The sequence below is a fragment of the Stenotrophomonas sp. 80084_Sma genome, assembly GCF_056481995.1.
In genome coordinates this window covers 3,535,451-3,552,215 of record NZ_CM151177.1, presented here as the reverse complement: position 1 = coordinate 3,552,215, position 16,765 = coordinate 3,535,451, and the positions used below count along the sequence as shown (strand labels likewise).

Genomic DNA, 16,765 nt, shown 5'->3' with positions numbered 1-16,765 from the left:
GAGGTTCCCCCATGGCTGCGCAGCAGACCTACCGCCTGTTCGAGGTGGCGCTGAAGGAGCGCCGCGTTCTCTCCCCTTCCCTGGACCGCATGGTGTTCACCGGCGCCGACGTGGCGCGGATGAAGACCGAAGGCCCGGACCAGCGGATCAAGGTGTTCTTCCCCTTGCCCGGCCAGGAGGTGCCACAGGTGCCCAGCGGCGAGGACTGGTATCCGCGCTACCGGGCCCTGCCGGATGATCAGCGCCCGCCGATGCGCACCTACACCATCCGCCAGCTGCGCGCCGAGCAGGGCGAGGTCGACGTCGATTTTGTCATTCACGGGGTGACCGGACCCGCTTCGCGCTGGGCCACGCATGCACGGCCGGGAGACCGCGTGGTGTTGCTGGCCCCCGATGCCGACTGTGCCGAGAGCAGCGAAGGCTGGGAGTGGAAGCCACCGGCCGGTGTCGGCCAGGTACTGCTGGTGGCCGATGAAACGGCGTTACCTGCGGTAGCCGGCATCCTCGAAGAGCTGGCGGCCATGCCTGATCCGCCGCGCACGCTGGCGTTGCTGGAAGTGGCCCAGGCCGGCGATGCGGTGCCGTTGAAAGCGCCGGGCACCGCCGAGCTGGTGTGGTTGCCGCGTGGGCAGGCCGCCTATGGCCAGCCGCTGCTGCAGGCGGTCCAGGAACGGCTGTCAGCGACCTCGAGCGTGCCTGCTGGCGATGCGCTGGAGGAGATCAACGTCGATACGCAGATCCTCTGGGAGCAGGCCGATGCCAGCGTGGCCGGGCCGCTGTATGCCTGGGTGGCCGGCGAGGCGGGTGCGGTGATGGCGATCCGCCGCCATCTGGTGCGTGACTGCGGGCTGGACCGCCGCGCGATCACCTTCATGGGCTACTGGCGGCACGGCAAGGTGCTGGACTGACCATGCTGGATCGAGCACGCGTGAAGCAGCGCTGCGGGCGGGGTGCGCTATCCTTGCGCCCCCCTTCGCAGCGGTACCGCACCATGTCCACCAGCTCCAAGACCCGCCGCGACCAGCGCCGTCGCCAGGAAAAGCAGGCCGCCAACAAGGCCGCCGCGCAGGCATCGCCGGTGGAACCGCATGCCGAGCTGCGCGATGCGCAGCGCACCCTGCTGGCCGGTGTCGTGCGCCGTGACGGCGAATGGGTGCTGGGCATGGACGGCCGCATCGCTGGCCACAGCGAGAGCGCTGCGCAGGTGCTGGCGCTGATCATGCAGGCCGGTGAACTGCACGAGCGCAACGGCACGCCGGTGCGCCTGATGTACTCCGATGCGCTGCGCGATGCCGCACAGGCCGAAGCGAAGGAGAAGGGCCAGACCTTCGAGGAATTCAAGGCCGAGCTGGCTGCAGCGATGGCGGCGAAGAAGAACAGCTGACAGGCATTTCGGTAGAGCCGGCCGCTGGCCGGCTGCCAGACAGATGTCCACCGTGCAGTTGCCGGCCAGCGGCCGGCACTACCGGAAAGGGGCGGATCCTCGCGGACCCGCCCCTTTTCTCATTTCGCCGCCGGGGCCGCGTTGGCCTGCCAGCCGCACATCTGGCCTTCGTTTGATTGCTGTTTCGGTAGAGCCGGCCGCTGGCCGGCTGCCCGTTGGGTCTTCATCGCGTAGTCGCCGGTCAGCGGCCGGCACTACCGGAAAGGGGCGGATCCTTGCGGACCCGCCCCTTTTCTCATTTCGCCGCCGGGGCCGCGTTGGCCTGCCAGCCGCACATCTGGCCTTCGTTTGATTGCTGTTTCGGTAGAGCCGGCCGCTGGCCGGCTGCCCGTTGGGTCTTCATCGCGTAGTCGCCGGTCAGCGGCCGGCACTACCGGAAAGGGGCGGATCCTTGCGGACCCGCCCCTTTTCTCATTTCGCCGCCGGGGCCGCGTTGGCCTGCCAGCCGCACATCTGGCCTTCGTTTGATTGCTGTTTCGGTAGAGCCGGCCGCTGGCCGGCTGCCCGTTGGGTCTTCATCGCGTAGTCGCCGGTCAGCGGCCGGCACTACCGGAAAGGGGCGGATCCTTGCGGACCCGCCCCTTTTCTCATTTCGCCGCCGGGGCCGCGTTGGCCTGCCAGCCGCACATCTGGCCTTCGTTCTGCTGCTTCAGCCATTCGTTGACCGGGCTGAAGTACTCGATCATCGGGCCGGCATCGAGCTTGTCGGTGCCGGTCAGTTCCTTCAGTGTGGCCTGCCACGGCTGGCTGGCACCCTTGCTCAGCATCGCCCAGTACTTCTGGCCGGCTTCCTTGTTGCCGTAGAAGGTGCACTCATGCAGCGGGCCCTTGTAGCCGGACGCGTCGCACAGGCCCTTGTAGAACTGGAACTGCAGGATGCGCGCCAGGAAGTAGCGGGTGTACGGGGTGTTGCCCGGCACGTGGTACTTCGCGCCCGGATCGAAGAACTCTTCGCCACGGGTGCTGGCCGGCGCCACGCCCTGGTACTTGGCCTTCAGGTCCCACCACGCCTTGTTGTAGTTGTCGGCGGTGATCGAGCCATCGAACACGCCCCAGCGCCAGCGGTCGATCATCAGCCCGAACGGCAGGAACGACACGCCCGACAGCGCCATGCGCATCTGGTTGTTGATGACCGCTTCGCGGCTCTCGGTCGGCGCATCAACCAGGCCGATCGAGCTGAGGTACTTGGGCGTCATCGCCAGCACGATGGTGTCGCCGATCGCTTCATGGAAACCATCGTTGGCACCGCCCTGGAACAGCGGCGGCAACGGGTTGTAGGCCAGGTCGTAATAGATGTGGCCCAGCTCGTGGTAGATGGTGGTGAAGTTCTCTTCGTTCGGCTTGATGCACATCTTGGTGCGCACGTCGCCTTCCATGTTCATGTCCCAGGCGCTGGCGTGGCAGACCACGTCGCGGTCGTCAGGCTTGATGAACTGGGTCTTTTCCCAATACGACTGCGGCAGCGACGGCATGCCCAGCGACACGTAGAAGTCCTGGGCGCGCTCGGTCATCTGCTTGGCGGTACGCAGTTCGGCCTCGCGCTGTGCCTTGTACTGCGCCGCTACGTTGGCATCCTTGCCGGCCTTGGCCAACGCCGCGCTCAGGTTGGTCTGGTACTGCTTTTCAAGCGCTGCAGTGATGTCCAGGCTGCCGGCACCCGGATACGGCTCCAGCTGGTCCCACAGATTCGACCAGTCCTGCTGCCACATGTTGCCCAGCAGGTGTGCGGCGATCAGGCCATTGCCCACTTCCGCCTTGTCCTTGCCGTAGGTCTTGTCCAGCTTGCCGCGTGCGTAGCAGTGCAGCTGCTCGTACATCGGCTTGACCTGTTCCCACAGGCGGTCGGTTTCCGGGCCGATCTGCTCCGGCGGCATGTCGTAGCCGCTGCGCCACATCTGGCCGGCATCGGTGAAGCCCATGCCCTTGGCACCTTCGTTCACCAGACCGACAAATTTCTGGTAGTCGCCGCGCATGCTCTTGGTGGTGCTGTGCCAGCCCTGCCAGGCGTCGAGCTGCTTGTCGTAGTCGCGGCTGCGTGCCAGCACCTGCTCCAGCTCGCCCAGCTGGCGGCAGGAGTTGGGATCGTTGGCATCGGTGCAGTACTTGCCGGCACCGTAGCTGCCTTCCATGCGGGTGGCGATCTGGGTCAGCTCGGCCAGCTTGGCCGGGTCACGCGGTGCCGGCATCGAGGACATCAGCTTCAGCAGGTGGATCGCGCGCTTGCTGTCCTCGCTCATCGGCTTGCCATCGAACTTGGCGGCCTGTTCGATCCAGCTGTTGAGCTGGGTCAGCGAGCGCTCGTTGGCCTTGGCCGCGATGCGTTCCGAATCACTGTTGATGTAGGTGGAGGACAGCCACTGCGCCGAGGTCATCTCCGGGTAGGCGGCCTTGAATTCGGCATTGATGCGGGCCACGAACTGGTCGGCGGTTTCGCCGGCCGGGGCGCTGCTGCTGGCGGTATCGGTGCCTGGGGCAGCTTCCTTCTTGCAGGCGGCCAGGGCCAGCGTGGCGGCGGCGATTGCCGAGGCCAGCAGGAGATGACGGTGTTTCACGGGCGGTCCTTGGGTGGTGAACGACGGCCGAAGGCTAGTGGGCAGTCGCCGCCACCGCAAGTGGCGGAAGTCGGTTGGGTTCGGCAGGGCTGCGCCCTGCACCTGCCGAAGCCTTCAAGCAACGTCAACGTCAGAAGCGGGTATTCCGTGGTTTGGCGGGGCGGTGTCGGAGTGCGGGGACGCCGCAAGTACGTCCCTGTAGGCTTGGCAGCCGCATCCATGCGGCTGACACCCCGCACTCCGACACCGCCCCACCTCCGACAGATTCCGTGTGCTGTGGGTAGGTGTCGACCTTGGTCGACACATCTGTCAGATATCGAAAGGAATCTGGGGTCAGATCCGGTTTCCTCCGGAAAACGGATCTGACCCCAAGGCCGTTCCATCAGATCGCGGAAAACTGTCGAAGGCGGGGTGGATCCGGTTGCGGGGGCGTGAGCGCCATGGATGGCGCGACCGAGCCTTATCTAATCGGAATCTGGCAGCGTAGGCGTCGAGAGCCGGCGTGGGCCGCCGTGCGAGCCTAGATCTCGACGATCCGTAACCAGGATCGCGACGATCGCCATGTAGCTTGGCGCCCACGCCGGAATCTCCCTTGATCCGCCCGAACAGTTGCTGGAGCGACCACTCGAAGCGATAAGACTGGGCAAGCGGGGGAGCTCTCGACCCTTCCAGACTATACGGAGTCAGGTGATGAACGGGATCGGGATTGATGTCAGCAAGCGTCAGCTGGATATCGGTACGACGGACGGAGAAACCCTGCAGGTCAGCAACAACCGCTCCGGGTTTTCTGAACTGGATGTTTGGCTGAAGAAGCGTCCGACCCGCCAGATCGTGCTTGAAGCCACGGGTGGCTATGAGCAGCCGGTGCTGGATTTCCTGCACAAGGCCGGTCATCCGGTGGCCCGTGCCAATGCCTTGCGCGCCCGGAAACTGGCTCAGGGGTTGGGTCAGACTGCCAAAACCGACCGTTTGGATGCCTACGCGTTGGCGCAGATGGCCGCCCTGGTGAAGCTGCCTCCCTATCAGCCGCTGCAGTCTTGGCAGCAGAAGATGCGGGAGTTCGTTCGGGCACGTCGGCAGGCGATAGACGCCCTGACCATCGCGCGGCAACAGCAGGAAATGGTGCTTGATCGTGAACTGCGCCGACTACTGCAGGGCAACATCACCCGCCTACAAACGTTGGTTGAGCGTCTGGGCAAGCAGATCGTCGAGCAGGTTGGTCAGCAGCCTCAACTGAAGATGCTGAAGTCGATGAAGGGCGTAGGGCCTGTGCTGCAGGCAGTTCTAGCCAGCTATCTGCCAGAGCTTGGCAGGATCACTGGCAAGCGCATCGCCAGCCTGGTCGGGGTAGCCCCGATGTCCCACGACAGCGGCACGATGAGAGGAAAACGAAGCATCCACGGTGGAAGAGCCGAAATCCGGCAAGTGCTCTACATGGCGGCAATGTCGGCCATGCGGCATGAACCTCGGCTGCGCGATTTTTACCAGTCGCTACGAGCCCGCGGCAAGGAAGGCAAGGTGGCCATCGTGGCAGTGATGCGGAAGATGCTGGTCATCCTCATCGCCCGTGTGCGCGACGCTGAAAGCGGGCTAGTCCCCGCCTGAGGCGAGCCAGGGCGAAAGACCAAAGGCTGCCGGCCAGCGGCCGGCACTACCGTGCCCGTTTACCTGACGGGCCTGAGACTCTCCAGCAACACAGTTGCTACAGGGATGTATTTACGGCGTCCCCCGCAACCGGACCCACCCCGCCAACCCACGGATAGCCAGCTTCTGCTGTTGCTGTTGCTGTTGCTGTCGAGGCTGCCGGCCAGCGGCCGGCACTACCGCGGGTGCAGGGCTGCAAGCCCTGCCGGACAACCCTCAACCCTCGCAGTTGGCGAACACGTCGCGGTCGCGCTCGTACAGCGAGGTCTTCACCTGCATCAGGCCCAGTACCGACGGGAACAGGTTGTCATGGTCGGTGTAGGCCGCCGAACGCTTGCGCACGCACTGCAGGTCAAGCCCGCGGCTGCTGGCGAAGCCCTGCGAGAACCACATCGTCATCGGTACCCGCGTCTGCTCGGCCGGGGCGATGGCGTAGGGCACGCCATGCAGGAACAGGCCCTTCTCGCCCAGCGACTCGCCGTGGTCGGACAGGTAGATCATCGCCGTGTCGTAGTCCTGCATGCCCTGCAGCGTGCCGATGGTCTTGGTCAGGAAGTGATCGGTGTACAGCACGGCGTTGTCGTAACTGTTGGTGATCTCTTCGCGCGAGCAGCGGCCGATGTCGCGGGTATCGCAGGTGGGGGTGAAGCGGCGGAACGCGGGCGGGTAGCGCTCGAAGTAGGCCGGGCCGTGGTTGCCCAGCTGATGCAGCACCACGACGCGGTCGCCCGGCTTTGCACGTACCTGGGTGGCCAGGTCCTGCAGCAGGATTTCATCCATGCAGCGGCCGTCAGCGCACAGGCCCGGGGTGGTCGCATCGGACAATGACTGGAAGTCCAGGCCTTCGCACACGCCCTTGCAGCCGGACTGGTTGTCACGCCACAGCGGCGCGATGCCGGCACGGTTCAATACGTGCAGCAGCGACTGGTGCGCGCGGATCTTCTTCTCGTCGTAGTCGTGCCGGCCCCATGGCGAGAACAGGCACGGCAGTGAAACCTCGGTGCTGGTGCCGCACGAGTGCATGTCCGGGAAATTGATCACGCTGGCCTGCGCCAGTTCCGGGGTGGTGTTACGGCCACCGTTGAGCCCCCAGTTCTGCGCGCGCACGGTCTCGCCCATGACGATCACCAGCAGGCGCGGTTTGCTGGCAGGGGCACGCGGGATGGCCTTGGCATCGGTACCGATCGGCAACTTCGGTGCGCGCTGCACCGGGTTGTCGCCACGCAGTGCACGCGGCATGCCCAGCAGCACATTGGCCGGTGTCGCGAGGTAGCGCACTTCGCGCTGGTTGCGCATCAGTGCCGAGACGTCCTGGAACGAGATCAACGCGCCGCCGACCGCAGTCACCGCCGCCACCACCAGGAAGCCGAGGCGCCACAGCAGGCTGCGGCCCCAGCTGCGGCGACGCAGCTGCACACGCCACAGCACGATCATCGGCAGCACTGCCAGCAACAGCACCGGCCACAGCAGCGACACGGTCATCAGCTCACGGCTTTCCTTGGGATCGGTCGCCAGCACGTTGCGCAGCATGTCCGCATCCAGGTAGATGTGGTAACGGCTCATGTAATGCGCAGCGAATGCGGTCACCAGCAGCAACAGGCTGATCACCACCTTGGCGTTCCAGCGCCAGACCAGGATGCCCAGCAGCACGCCGTGCGCACCGAGCAGCAACAGCAGCAGCGACAGCGCGTAGCGCAGGCTGCCCGGATGGCTGGCCATCGCGCTGTGCCAGAACAGGCCATTGCCTGCCACCGCGAAGAACAGGCTGGTCAGTGCGATCAGTGCTTCGGTGGACAGCTGCGGCCGCCAGCGGCGAAGGTTCGCCAACGCGGGAAGGCGGGCGGGGCGTTGGACCGATGCACTCATGCGTTTGCCTCCTGGCGGTGGGGACGGTCCAGCTGACGGCGGGCCAGGACGCGTTTGACGATCAGATACAGGCCCAGCGAAAGCAGCCAGCAGATCAACGCAGTAGCAACGTCATGCGAAAGGAAATGCGCGCCCCGCAGCTGCTGGCTGACGCCGAATACCAGGCCGGTGCCAAGGCCGATCCACAACCCGGTCCAGCGCCATGAAGGGCGCCACAGCAAGGCGAAAAAGTACAGGGACAACCATGCATAACCTGCGCTGGCGTGGCCGGCCGGGAAGCAGGCCTGTGCGGCCATGCCTGCGGGGCGTGCCGTGAAAAGCCCGATGAACGGCTGGTGGCCACCGTAGCGCAGCAGGTCCCAGGGGCATTCCATCGGCACCAGCGACTTCAGCAGGGAGATCACGCCCGTGCCCAGGGCCATGGCAATCACGACATAAAGCAGCGCCCACCGCAGGGTGCGATCGCGACCCTTACGCCAGTGGTGGAAGCACAGCAGGATCGCCACGAGCGCAGCAGCCGTGCTCAGCCACTTGCCAGCCTTGTGCACCACCGTGCGGGTGACCCAGGCGTCCTGTAGCGCCCAATGGCCACCCTCAAGGCGGAACAGGTGATCGGCCACCCATTGGTCGCCGCCGAAACCCATCAGCAGCGTAAACACGGGCAGACCAATTGCGACAGGCAGCCAGAGGTGAGTTACGGCGAATTTTGACGCCAGTGGCGATGTCGCAAGCGGCGCTACCGAATCAAGGGGACGGACGGGCATGCTGGGAAAGGGCGGGTCGGGAATCCGCGGCCATGCTCGTCACCTGGATGTCGGAGAAGGGTCGGACGCTCGTTCGTGCCGGGTTAATGCTTGCCCGGCACGTGTCAGCGTTCAGTCTTCTTCAGCGGTCGCGCCGGCCCGTTCGGCGTGGCATTCCGCGTCCCACGCGGTACCGGGAAGCAGTTGCCAGCGATTCCTGTTGGCAATACCGATATCGATCACCTTGCTCGGGTCCACGCACGGGCTCATCGCATCGTCCAGCACCAGCAGCCAGCGCTTGTCCGGTGCCTCGGCCAGCCACGGGCCGGCGTCGTGCCACTGCTCGGCCCAGGGCCGCTTGAAGCCGAACTCGCGCACCGGCCGGTCGGCCTGCAACAGGTTCTGCTCGCGCCAGGCCACCAGCGCCAGTTCGGCGTCGGGTCCGATCCGCGCGCCCACCCGGCGCATGAGTGCCGACGCCGAAGCGAAGGGGTCCAGTGCAGGCATCAGCACCAGGCCGTAGAGCATCCACAGCATGCCGTGGGTCAGCAGTACCAGCGTCGCGGCACGGCGTACCCGCAGCCACACGATCAGCGTGGCGAGGGCAATGGCGAAGGTCAGCAGGCCATCGCCCAGCACCGGCAGCAACGTCTCGGGCATGGCGCGGCGTTGCAGTTGCGCCAACGCCCATGGGTGCTCGGTCATCAGCATCACGCCGAGTACGCCGGTGGCCAGCATCAGCACCACGCTGTAGCCGAACAGGTAGCGGCGCACGCACACGCGGCGCAGCAGGCCGGGCAGCAGCGGCGCCACGGCCAGTGCCATCGCCGGCAGCATCGGCAGCAGGTACACCTCGCGCTTGCCCGGGCTGGCACTGAAGAACACCAGTACCAGTACGGCCCAGCCCAGCAGCAGCCACTGGCGGCGATCGCCACGACGGATGCGGCGCCACCACGGCTTGAACAGCATCGGCAGCAGCAGGCTGCCCGGCAGCCACAGGGTCAGGATCACCTGCAGGTAGTACCAGGCCGGCTGCCGGTGGTGCCAGGCATTGGCGTAGCGGGTGCCGGTCTGCTTGAACAACAGCTCGTGCGCGTAGGCCTGCAGTTCGGCGCTGGGCGTATGCAGCAGGGCCCAGCCCAGCGGCGCCAGCCACACGCCCACGCCCAGCAGGAACGCCGGGATCAACCACAGCAGCGTTGCCGGGTGCGGACCCTCCACACGGTGCCCGCGACGGCGCTGGTACAGCCACCAGCCGAACCAGGGCAGCACCAGCAGCAGCGGCAGGAAACCCACGCCCTTGGTCACCGTGCCGACACCGGCGGCGAAACCGGCCAGCCACAACGCGGGCAGGTTGCGACGCTCGCACAGGTGCCGCATCAAGCCCCATAGGGCGACGGTGGTCATCCCCACCAGCACCATGTCGATCTGCGCACGCTTGGCCATCAGCCCGAACTGCAGGGTGCAGAACAGCGCCGCGAGGGCATAGATGGAATGCCGCGGCGACCACAGCCGCCGTGCCAGATCCGACACCAGCCACAGACTCAGCAGGGCGCCCAGCAATGACGGCAGCAGGAACGACCATTGCCAGCTGCCGACCACCTCGTAGGCGGCCGCCTGCAGCCACATGAAGACCGGTGGTTTCTCGGCATACAGCTCGCTGCCACGATGCGGCAGCAGCCATTGCCCGCTCTCGACCATGGTCCGTGCGGCCAGCACGAAGCGCGGCTCGTCCGGTGGCTGCGGCTGCCGAAGGCCGATGCCCGCTGCCAATGCAGCAATGATCAGCAGCCATAACAGGGGCAGTCGCCAACGGCGGGGCAGGGCTACGGGCACGGCAGGCTCCGGGAGCAAAACGGCCATTCTGAGGTGGCGGGGGTGGGAAAAGCGTCAGAAGGGGGCGGGACGACCGCATTCCGACATGGGCGGCGCTACCATGGTACGAACTTCCGTGGATGTTTCGTGCATGCGTCTGTTGGTGATCGAGGACAACCGCCAGCTGGTGGCCAACCTGTTCGACTATTTCGAGTCGCGCGGGCATGTGCTGGACGTGGCCCCGGATGGCATCACCGGCCTGCACCTGGCCGGCAGCCACCCCTACGATGCGGTGATCCTGGACTGGATGCTGCCGCGCATGGAGGGACCGGAAGTGCTGCGCCGGCTGCGTGCCGAACACGCGTCGGAGGTGCCGGTGATCATGCTGACCGCGCGCGATGAACTGCCGGACAAGATCGCCGGTTTCCGCGCCGGTGCCGACGACTACCTGACCAAGCCGTTCGCCCTGCCCGAGCTGGAGGTGCGGCTGGAAGCGCTGCTGCTGCGTGCGCAGGGCCGCAACCCGCGCAAGCGCCTGCAGGTGGGCGACCTGGTGCTGGACCTGGCGACGCTGGAGGCGCAGCGTGAGGGCCAGGTGCTGCACCTGTACCCGGCCTGCCGCAAACTGCTGGAAGTGCTGATGCGGGCCAGCCCGGGTGCGGTGACGCGACAGCAGCTGGAGTTCGCCCTGTGGGGCGACGAGCCGCCGGATGGCGACCTGCTGCGTTCGCATGTCTACGAGTTGCGTCGCAGCGTTGACGGTCCGTTTGCCGAGAAGCTGATCCACACCCTGCCGCGCGTGGGTTACCGGTTGGCGGTAGTGGAGGGTGCCGACGCCGGCAGGAATGCTGATGAGGGCGCGTAAGCCGGGGCCGTTGTACCGGCGCGTGGTGTGGTGGTTGCTGGGCTATCTGGCGCTGCTGTCGATCGCGGTGTTCAGCGTCGGCAACTACGTGCACGAGCACGCCGAGCATGCTGCCTGGCGCGCGCTGCTCAACTCCGAGCTCGACAGCATCGTCGAGCATGTCGAGCACGAACCGCACTATCGCTGGCAGGATTCGGACACGCTGAGCCTGTACCGCTTCGACGCGGTCAACCTTCCCGATAGCCTGCGTACCCTGCATCCAGGGCTGCACGACGGCGTAATGGTCAAGGGCCGCGAGACGGCGGTGATGGTGCGTGAAACCCAGTCGATGGGACGGGTCGCGCTGGTACTGGACATCTCCGACTTCCATGACCTGGAACAGTTCGCCACGCGCTGGGTGATGCTGGCCGGGGTGATCATGATCTTCGTTACCGTGCTGATGGCCTCGTTCGGCATGGAGCGGATGGTGCGTCCGCTGAGCCTGCTGGCACAACACATCGCCGCGCTCAGGCCGGGCGTGCAGGGGCAGCGCATCGAGGTCGACCCGCGCGGCAGCTCAGAGCTGCACACCATTGCCAATGCGCTGAACGATTACCTGGACCGCAACGAGCAGTTCGTCGAACGCGAGCGGGTCTTCATCAGCACCGCCAGCCACGAATTGCGCACGCCGATCGCGGTGATGACCGGTGCCGCCGAACTGGCGCTGGAGCAACCGGGCCTGCCCGAGCGTGCGCGCCAGCAGATGCAACGGGTACTGCGCACCGCGCAGAGCGTGGAGCAGCTGATCGAACTGCTGCTGGTGCTGGCGCGTGATCCGGCGCGACTGGCGGCGCGTGCCGAGCGCATCGCGCTGGACCAGCTGCTGCCGGAGATCGTCGACGACCATCGCCACCTGTTGGGCGACAAGGACCTGAGCATCGGCATCCAGGCCGCACCGGTGGACATCGTCGCGCCGCTGGCGGTGGTGCAGGCAGCGATCGGCAACCTGCTGCGCAACGCCATCGAGAACAGTGGCCGTGGCCACATCGAATTGCGCCTGAGTTCATCGGCGGTGCTGACCCTGCAAGACCCGGGACATGGCATGAGCCCGGAAGAGATCGCGGCGATCCATGCGCGGATGGCCCGTGGCGAACGCGCCGATCGTGGCGGCGGCATCGGACTGGATCTGATCGCGCGGCTGTGCGAGCACCTGGGATGGACCCTGCAGTTGCAGCCCTGCGAGCCGCGTGGCACACGTGTCACGCTCGATTTCGGTGCCTCGCGACCGCGCTGATCCGGCCGTCCTGGTAAATGCCAACCTTGGTTGGCATGCCGTTCGTCGACCAAGGTCGACGCCTACCCAGGCGGTGGCTGTCCGTGTTCTGGTAGGTGCCAGCCCTGGTTGGCATGCCTCGGCGGTGGCTGTCCGTGTCCTGGTAGATGCCAACCTTGGTTGGCATGCCCCGGCGGTGGCTGGGCGTGCTCTGGTAGATGCCAACCTTGGTTGGCATGCCGTTCGTCGACCAAGGTCGACGCCCACCCAGGCAATGGCTGTCCGCTTCAACGCCCGTTCGGTCGCGCCACGTGCTGGTCGATCAGGATCACGTTGCCGTCGGGATCGGCCAACTGCAGGTAGCCGGTCCCCTGGCCATCAGGATCGGTGCGGACCGCCAGTTCGATGCCCCTGGCGTCCAGCTCTGCCTGCAGCTCACGCACATCCTGGAAGTGGGGCAGTTCCTGCTTGTGCTGGTCCCAGCCGGGGTTGAAGGTCAGCAGGTTGCCCTCGAACATGCCCTGGAACAGCCCGATCACCGTGCCGTTGCTGCGCATCACCAGCCAGTTCTGTGCCGGATCGCCGCCGGTGACCGAGAAGCCCAGGGCTTCGTAGAAGGCACGGGAGGCCGCGAGATCCTTCACCGAGAGGCTGACCGAAAAGGCACCAAGCTGCATGAGTGGGCTCCCTGACGGGATGGAGGGTGTCGGCACTGCAGCATGACCGGGCGTGAAGACAATGTTAATCTCGATCTGCGCCGCCTTATGCGGCGCTTTTTTTTCTCCGCTCTTTCGATCGACAGAGGATCCCATGCCGACCGAACCCGCTACTGCCCTGATCAGCAACGATATCGTTGGACTGGGCCTGATTGCCGCCACCCTGGCCCTGATCTTCTGGGCCGCCAGTGGTCCAACCCCGCTGCTGAAGAAGATCTTCGCCTGGGTGCCGGCCCTGCTGCTGTGCTATTTCATCCCCGCCGTCTACAACACCGCCGGTGTCATCGATGGCCACAACACCTCGCTGTACAACCCGGTCGCGCGTGACGTGCTGCTGCCGGCCGCGCTGGTCCTGCTGACCCTGTCGATCGACCTGAAAGGCGTCATCAAGCTCGGCCCGAAACTGCTGATCGTGTTCTGTGCCGGTACCGCCGGCATCATGCTCGGCGCCATCGTCTCGTTCCAGCTGATGAAGCTGATCCATCCGGAAACCGTGGCCGGTGATACCTGGGCCGGCATGGCGGCGCTGGCCGGCAGCTGGATCGGTGGCGGCGCCAACATGGTCGCCATGCGCGAGGTGTTCGGCACCGATGCCACCACCTTCGGCCAGTTCGCGGTGGTTGACGTGGCCTGTGCCAGTCTGTGGATGGCGATCCTGCTGTTCCTGGCCAACCGCGCACAGCAGATCGACACCCGCAATGGTGCCGACACCCGTGCCATCGACGAGATGAAGGCGCGCATCAGTGCCTACGAGGCGCAGAACGCGCGCATTCCCAGCATGACCGACCTGATGGTGATCGTTGGCGTGGCACTGGGCGGCGTCGGCCTGGCCCATGCCATCGCCGCGCCGCTGGCGGGCTGGTTCAAGGCCAATGTCAGCTGGGCCAGCCAGTTCAGCCTGGACAGCCAGTTCGTCTGGGTGATCCTGCTGTCCACGGCGATGGGCCTGGGCCTGAGCTTCACCCGTGCGCGCCGGCTGGAAGCGGCTGGCGCTTCGCGGCTGGGCACGGTGTTCCTGTACTTCCTGATCGCCTGCATCGGCATGCAGATGAACCTGCTGTCGCTGCTGGATCGGCCGTGGCTGTTCCTGCTCGGCGCGATCTGGATGGCCACGCACGTGCTGGTGCTGTGGGTGGTGGCCAAGCTGCTGCGCGCGCCGCTGTTCTTCTTCGCCATTGGTTCGCAGGGCAACATCGGCGCAGCCGCTTCGGCCCCTGTGGTGGCGGCGGCGTTCCATCCGACGCTGGCGCCGGTGGGCGTGCTGCTGGGTACGGTGGGTTATGCCACCGGCACGGGCCTGGCCTACGTCACCGGCCTGATCCTGAAGTGGATGGCCACCGGCTGAGTTCGGACCGCCCTGGCGTCATGCTTCCGTAGATGCACGCCATGCGTGGATGCATTTCATGGGTATCCATGAACAAGGAAGGGGTCAGATCTGTTTCCCGGAGGAAACGGATCTGACCCCGGACTCAACTCGATATCTGCCAGGCTTCATCCACGCATGGCGTGGATCTACTCAACGTCATTCGAGCGCTGTTGAACCGGACCCTCAACAGCAGCGGCCACCGTTGCGTCCGCCATAACGCGCTTCCTGGCGCTCGCGGAAGAACGTCTTGTAGTCCATCGGCTCCTGGTCCGGATGCTTTTCCAGCATGTGCCGAACGTAGTTGTCGTAATCAGGAATGCCACAGCACAGTCGTGCGGTCTGCACCAGGCGCCGCCAGATGCGGCGGTGCGCCTGGTACTGGCCGGCGGGAACCAGTTGGGTACTCATCACAGATCCACCATTTCATGCGGCTTCAGCGCCACGTACGGGGTCTCGCGGTCAGTGCGCTGCGGATTGCGGCGGGCCGCCAGGATGGTCTTGATCGAATACACCAGCACCGCGCCCACCACCAGCAGGAACAGCGCGGTCAGGCCGGTGTTGACGTAGGCGTTGACCACGATCTGCTTCATCTGCGCCACCGACTTGGCCGGTGCGGTGATGGTGTCGCTGGCGAGCGCGGCCTGGAATTTGTGCGCCTGGGCCAGGAAGCCCTGTGCCGGATTGCTGTCGAAGATCTTGATGAAGCCGGCGTAGGTGGTGCAGATCAGCAGCCACACCGCCGGTACCGCAGTCACCCATGCATAGCGGTCACGCTTCATCTTGAACAGCACCACCGTGCCCAGCATCAATGCGATGCCGGCCAGCATCTGGTTGGAGATGCCGAACAGCGGCCACAGCGTCTGGATGCCGCCGAACGGATCGACCACGCCGGTGTAGAGCAGGTAGCCCCACAGCGCCACGCAACCCGCGGTGCCGATGATGTTGGCGGTCCACGATTCGGTCTTCTTCAGGGCCGGCACGAAGTTGCCCAGCAGGTCCTGCAGCATGAAGCGGCCCGCACGGGTACCGGCGTCCACCGCGGTGAGGATGAACAGCGCTTCGAACAGGATCGCGAAGTGGTACCAGAACGCCATCATCGCGTCGCTGCCACTGGGAATCGCTTCGTGCAGGATCTGCGCGATGCCTACCGCAAGTGTTGGCGCGCCACCTGCACGATGCAGGATGGTGGGTTCACCAATGGCCGCCGCGGTCGCGGTCAGCTGCTCGGGGGTGATGGTGAAGCCCCAGGTGTTGGTGATGTAGTGCGCGGCCGACGCGGCATCGGCACCGATCACCGCCGCCGGGCTGTTCATCGCGAAGTAGATGCCCGGATCGATGATCGAGGCCGCCACCAGCGCCATCACCGCCACGAACGATTCCATCAGCATGCCGCCGTAGCCGATGTAACGCATGTGCGCTTCATTGGCCAGCAGCTTCGGCGTGGTGCCGGAGGAAATCAACGCATGGAAGCCGGAGACCGCACCGCAGGCGATGGTGATGAACAGGAACGGGAACATGCCGCCCTTCCACACCGGGCCATCACCGCTGGCGGCGAACTGGGTCAGCGCCGGCATCTTCAGTTCCGGCATCACCACCAGGATGCCGATGGCCAGCGCGATGATGGTGCCGATCTTGAGGAAGGTCGACAGGTAATCACGCGGGGCCAGCAGCAGCCACACCGGCAGCACCGAGGCGACGAAGCCGTAGCCGATCAGCATCCAGGTGATCTGGGTGCCGGTGAAGGTGAAGGCCGGGCCCCAGACCGGATCGGCGGCGACCTTGCCGCCGTACCAGATCGCGGCCAGCAGCAGGATCAGGCCAACCACCGAGATCTCGCCGATCTTGCCGGGGCGGATGTAGCGCATGTACACGCCCATCAGGATCGCGATGGGCATCGTCGCAATCACCGTGAACATGCCCCACGGGCTTTCGGCCAGCGCCTTGACCACCACCATCGCCAGCACCGCCAGGATGATGATCATGATCAGGAACGCACCGAACAGCGCGATGGTGCCGGGCACCTGGCCCATCTCTTCTCTTACCAGGTCACCCAGCGAGCGGCCATTGCGGCGGCTGGACAGGAACAGGACCATGAAGTCCTGCACCGCACCGGCCAACACCACGCCCACCACCAGCCACAGCAGGCCGGGCAGGTAGCCCATCTGCGCGGCCAGGACCGGGCCGACCAGCGGGCCGGCGCCGGCAATGGCGGCGAAGTGGTGGCCGAACAGCACGTGTTTGTTGGTCGGGACGTAGTCCAGGCCATCGTTGTTGATCACCGCCGGGGTAGCCCGGGTCGGGTCCAGCTGCATCACCTTGTTGGCGATGAACAGGCTGTAGAAGCGATAGGCGACGAGGTACAGCGACACCGCCGCGACGACGATCCACAGGGCATTGATGTGTTCGCCGCGGCGCAGCGCCACGGTGCCCAGACAGAACGCGCCGAGCAGAGCGAGTACCGCCCAGCCCAGTTTGGAAAACCCTTTCATGAGGTGCTCTCTC

General features: G+C 65.7%; 13 protein-coding genes. 6 read left to right on the top strand and 7 right to left on the bottom strand.

The window, feature by feature from the left end:
• Positions 1 to 11: 11 nt before the first annotated feature.
• Positions 12 to 908 carry a siderophore-interacting protein gene (locus ACZK3W_RS16515; RefSeq protein ID WP_197616339.1) on the top strand — a complete coding sequence of 299 codons (897 nt, stop codon included), beginning with the start codon at positions 12 to 14 and terminating at the stop codon, positions 906 to 908.
• Positions 909 to 991: 83 nt separating this feature from the next.
• Positions 992 to 1,384 (top strand): hypothetical protein, encoded by a 393-nt coding sequence (locus tag ACZK3W_RS16510; protein WP_008265644.1) that lies wholly within the window; start codon positions 992 to 994, stop codon positions 1,382 to 1,384.
• Between the two features lie 647 nt (positions 1,385 to 2,031).
• Here the strand turns inward: ACZK3W_RS16510 and ACZK3W_RS16505 are convergent.
• Entirely contained in the window at positions 2,032 to 3,996 is a 1,965-nt protein-coding gene (locus ACZK3W_RS16505) for a M2 family metallopeptidase (protein ID WP_125895308.1), read from the bottom strand.
• A gap of 690 nt (positions 3,997 to 4,686) precedes the next feature.
• Here ACZK3W_RS16505 and ACZK3W_RS16500 point away from each other — a divergent pair.
• A complete protein-coding gene (locus ACZK3W_RS16500; RefSeq protein WP_478450126.1) occupies positions 4,687 to 5,601 on the top strand; it encodes an IS110 family RNA-guided transposase in 915 nt (304 codons plus the stop codon).
• 255 nt (positions 5,602 to 5,856) lie between these two features.
• Here ACZK3W_RS16500 and ACZK3W_RS16495 read toward each other — a convergent pair whose 3' ends face one another.
• From ACZK3W_RS16495 to ACZK3W_RS16485, 3 genes are all read right to left on the bottom strand, one after another.
• Positions 5,857 to 7,506 carry a phosphoethanolamine--lipid A transferase gene (locus tag ACZK3W_RS16495; RefSeq protein WP_197616997.1) on the bottom strand — a complete coding sequence of 550 codons (1,650 nt, stop codon included), beginning with the start codon at positions 7,504 to 7,506 and terminating at the stop codon, positions 5,857 to 5,859.
• The gene (locus ACZK3W_RS16490) at positions 7,503 to 8,270 is read right to left on the bottom strand and encodes a phosphatase PAP2 family protein (RefSeq protein WP_197616999.1); all 768 of its coding nucleotides are present in this window, start codon (positions 8,268 to 8,270) and stop codon (positions 7,503 to 7,505) included. The genes ACZK3W_RS16495 and ACZK3W_RS16490 overlap by 4 nt, the downstream gene beginning before the upstream one ends.
• Positions 8,271 to 8,381: 111 nt before the next feature.
• On the bottom strand, positions 8,382 to 10,085 hold the full coding sequence (locus ACZK3W_RS16485; RefSeq protein ID WP_121504620.1) for an ArnT family glycosyltransferase: 1,704 nt from the start codon (positions 10,083 to 10,085) through the stop codon (positions 8,382 to 8,384).
• Positions 10,086 to 10,215: 130 nt separating this feature from the next.
• Between ACZK3W_RS16485 and ACZK3W_RS16480 the strand changes: the two genes are divergently transcribed.
• A complete protein-coding gene (locus ACZK3W_RS16480; RefSeq protein WP_032129861.1) occupies positions 10,216 to 10,929 on the top strand; it encodes a response regulator transcription factor in 714 nt (237 codons plus the stop codon).
• On the top strand, positions 10,916 to 12,202 hold the full coding sequence (locus ACZK3W_RS16475) for a sensor histidine kinase (RefSeq protein WP_049461542.1): 1,287 nt from the start codon (positions 10,916 to 10,918) through the stop codon (positions 12,200 to 12,202). The genes ACZK3W_RS16480 and ACZK3W_RS16475 overlap by 14 nt, the downstream gene beginning before the upstream one ends.
• A gap of 266 nt (positions 12,203 to 12,468) precedes the next feature.
• On the opposite strand, the gene ACZK3W_RS16470 is transcribed toward ACZK3W_RS16475, so the two are convergent.
• Positions 12,469 to 12,858, bottom strand: a complete 390-nt coding sequence (locus ACZK3W_RS16470) for a VOC family protein (RefSeq protein WP_032129859.1) — start codon at positions 12,856 to 12,858, stop codon at positions 12,469 to 12,471.
• Between the two features lie 133 nt (positions 12,859 to 12,991).
• Here ACZK3W_RS16470 and ACZK3W_RS16465 point away from each other — a divergent pair, with 133 nt between their 5' ends.
• A complete protein-coding gene (locus ACZK3W_RS16465) occupies positions 12,992 to 14,242 on the top strand; it encodes a DUF819 family protein (RefSeq protein WP_049421249.1) in 1,251 nt (416 codons plus the stop codon).
• A gap of 204 nt (positions 14,243 to 14,446) precedes the next feature.
• Here ACZK3W_RS16465 and ACZK3W_RS16460 read toward each other — a convergent pair whose 3' ends face one another.
• Together ACZK3W_RS16460 and ACZK3W_RS16455 are read right to left on the bottom strand one after the other, a co-directional pair.
• A complete protein-coding gene (locus ACZK3W_RS16460) occupies positions 14,447 to 14,671 on the bottom strand; it encodes a YbdD/YjiX family protein (RefSeq protein ID WP_005410613.1) in 225 nt (74 codons plus the stop codon).
• Positions 14,671 to 16,752, bottom strand: coding sequence for a carbon starvation CstA family protein (locus ACZK3W_RS16455; RefSeq protein ID WP_049401342.1), 2,082 nt, complete (start codon positions 16,750 to 16,752; stop codon positions 14,671 to 14,673). The genes ACZK3W_RS16460 and ACZK3W_RS16455 overlap by 1 nt, the downstream gene beginning before the upstream one ends.
• Positions 16,753 to 16,765: the final 13 nt, after the last annotated feature.

What these genes read in the sequence shown, in the direction of transcription:
- ACZK3W_RS16515 (WP_197616339.1), top strand. Translation starts at nt 12, where the DNA reads ATGGCTGCGCAGCAGACCTACCGCCTGTTCGAGGTGGCGCTGAAGGAG.
- ACZK3W_RS16470 (WP_032129859.1), bottom strand. Translation starts at nt 12,858, where the DNA reads ATGCAGCTTGGTGCCTTTTCGGTCAGCCTCTCGGTGAAGGATCTCGCG.
- ACZK3W_RS16510 (WP_008265644.1), top strand. Translation starts at nt 992, where the DNA reads ATGTCCACCAGCTCCAAGACCCGCCGCGACCAGCGCCGTCGCCAGGAA.
- ACZK3W_RS16500 (WP_478450126.1), top strand. Translation starts at nt 4,687, where the DNA reads ATGAACGGGATCGGGATTGATGTCAGCAAGCGTCAGCTGGATATCGGT.
- ACZK3W_RS16465 (WP_049421249.1), top strand. Translation starts at nt 12,992, where the DNA reads ATGCCGACCGAACCCGCTACTGCCCTGATCAGCAACGATATCGTTGGA.
- ACZK3W_RS16495 (WP_197616997.1), bottom strand. Translation starts at nt 7,506, where the DNA reads ATGAGTGCATCGGTCCAACGCCCCGCCCGCCTTCCCGCGTTGGCGAAC.
- ACZK3W_RS16455 (WP_049401342.1), bottom strand. Translation starts at nt 16,752, where the DNA reads ATGAAAGGGTTTTCCAAACTGGGCTGGGCGGTACTCGCTCTGCTCGGC.
- ACZK3W_RS16475 (WP_049461542.1), top strand. Translation starts at nt 10,916, where the DNA reads ATGAGGGCGCGTAAGCCGGGGCCGTTGTACCGGCGCGTGGTGTGGTGG.
- ACZK3W_RS16480 (WP_032129861.1), top strand. Translation starts at nt 10,216, where the DNA reads ATGCGTCTGTTGGTGATCGAGGACAACCGCCAGCTGGTGGCCAACCTG.
- ACZK3W_RS16490 (WP_197616999.1), bottom strand. Translation starts at nt 8,270, where the DNA reads ATGCCCGTCCGTCCCCTTGATTCGGTAGCGCCGCTTGCGACATCGCCA.
- ACZK3W_RS16460 (WP_005410613.1), bottom strand. Translation starts at nt 14,671, where the DNA reads ATGAGTACCCAACTGGTTCCCGCCGGCCAGTACCAGGCGCACCGCCGC.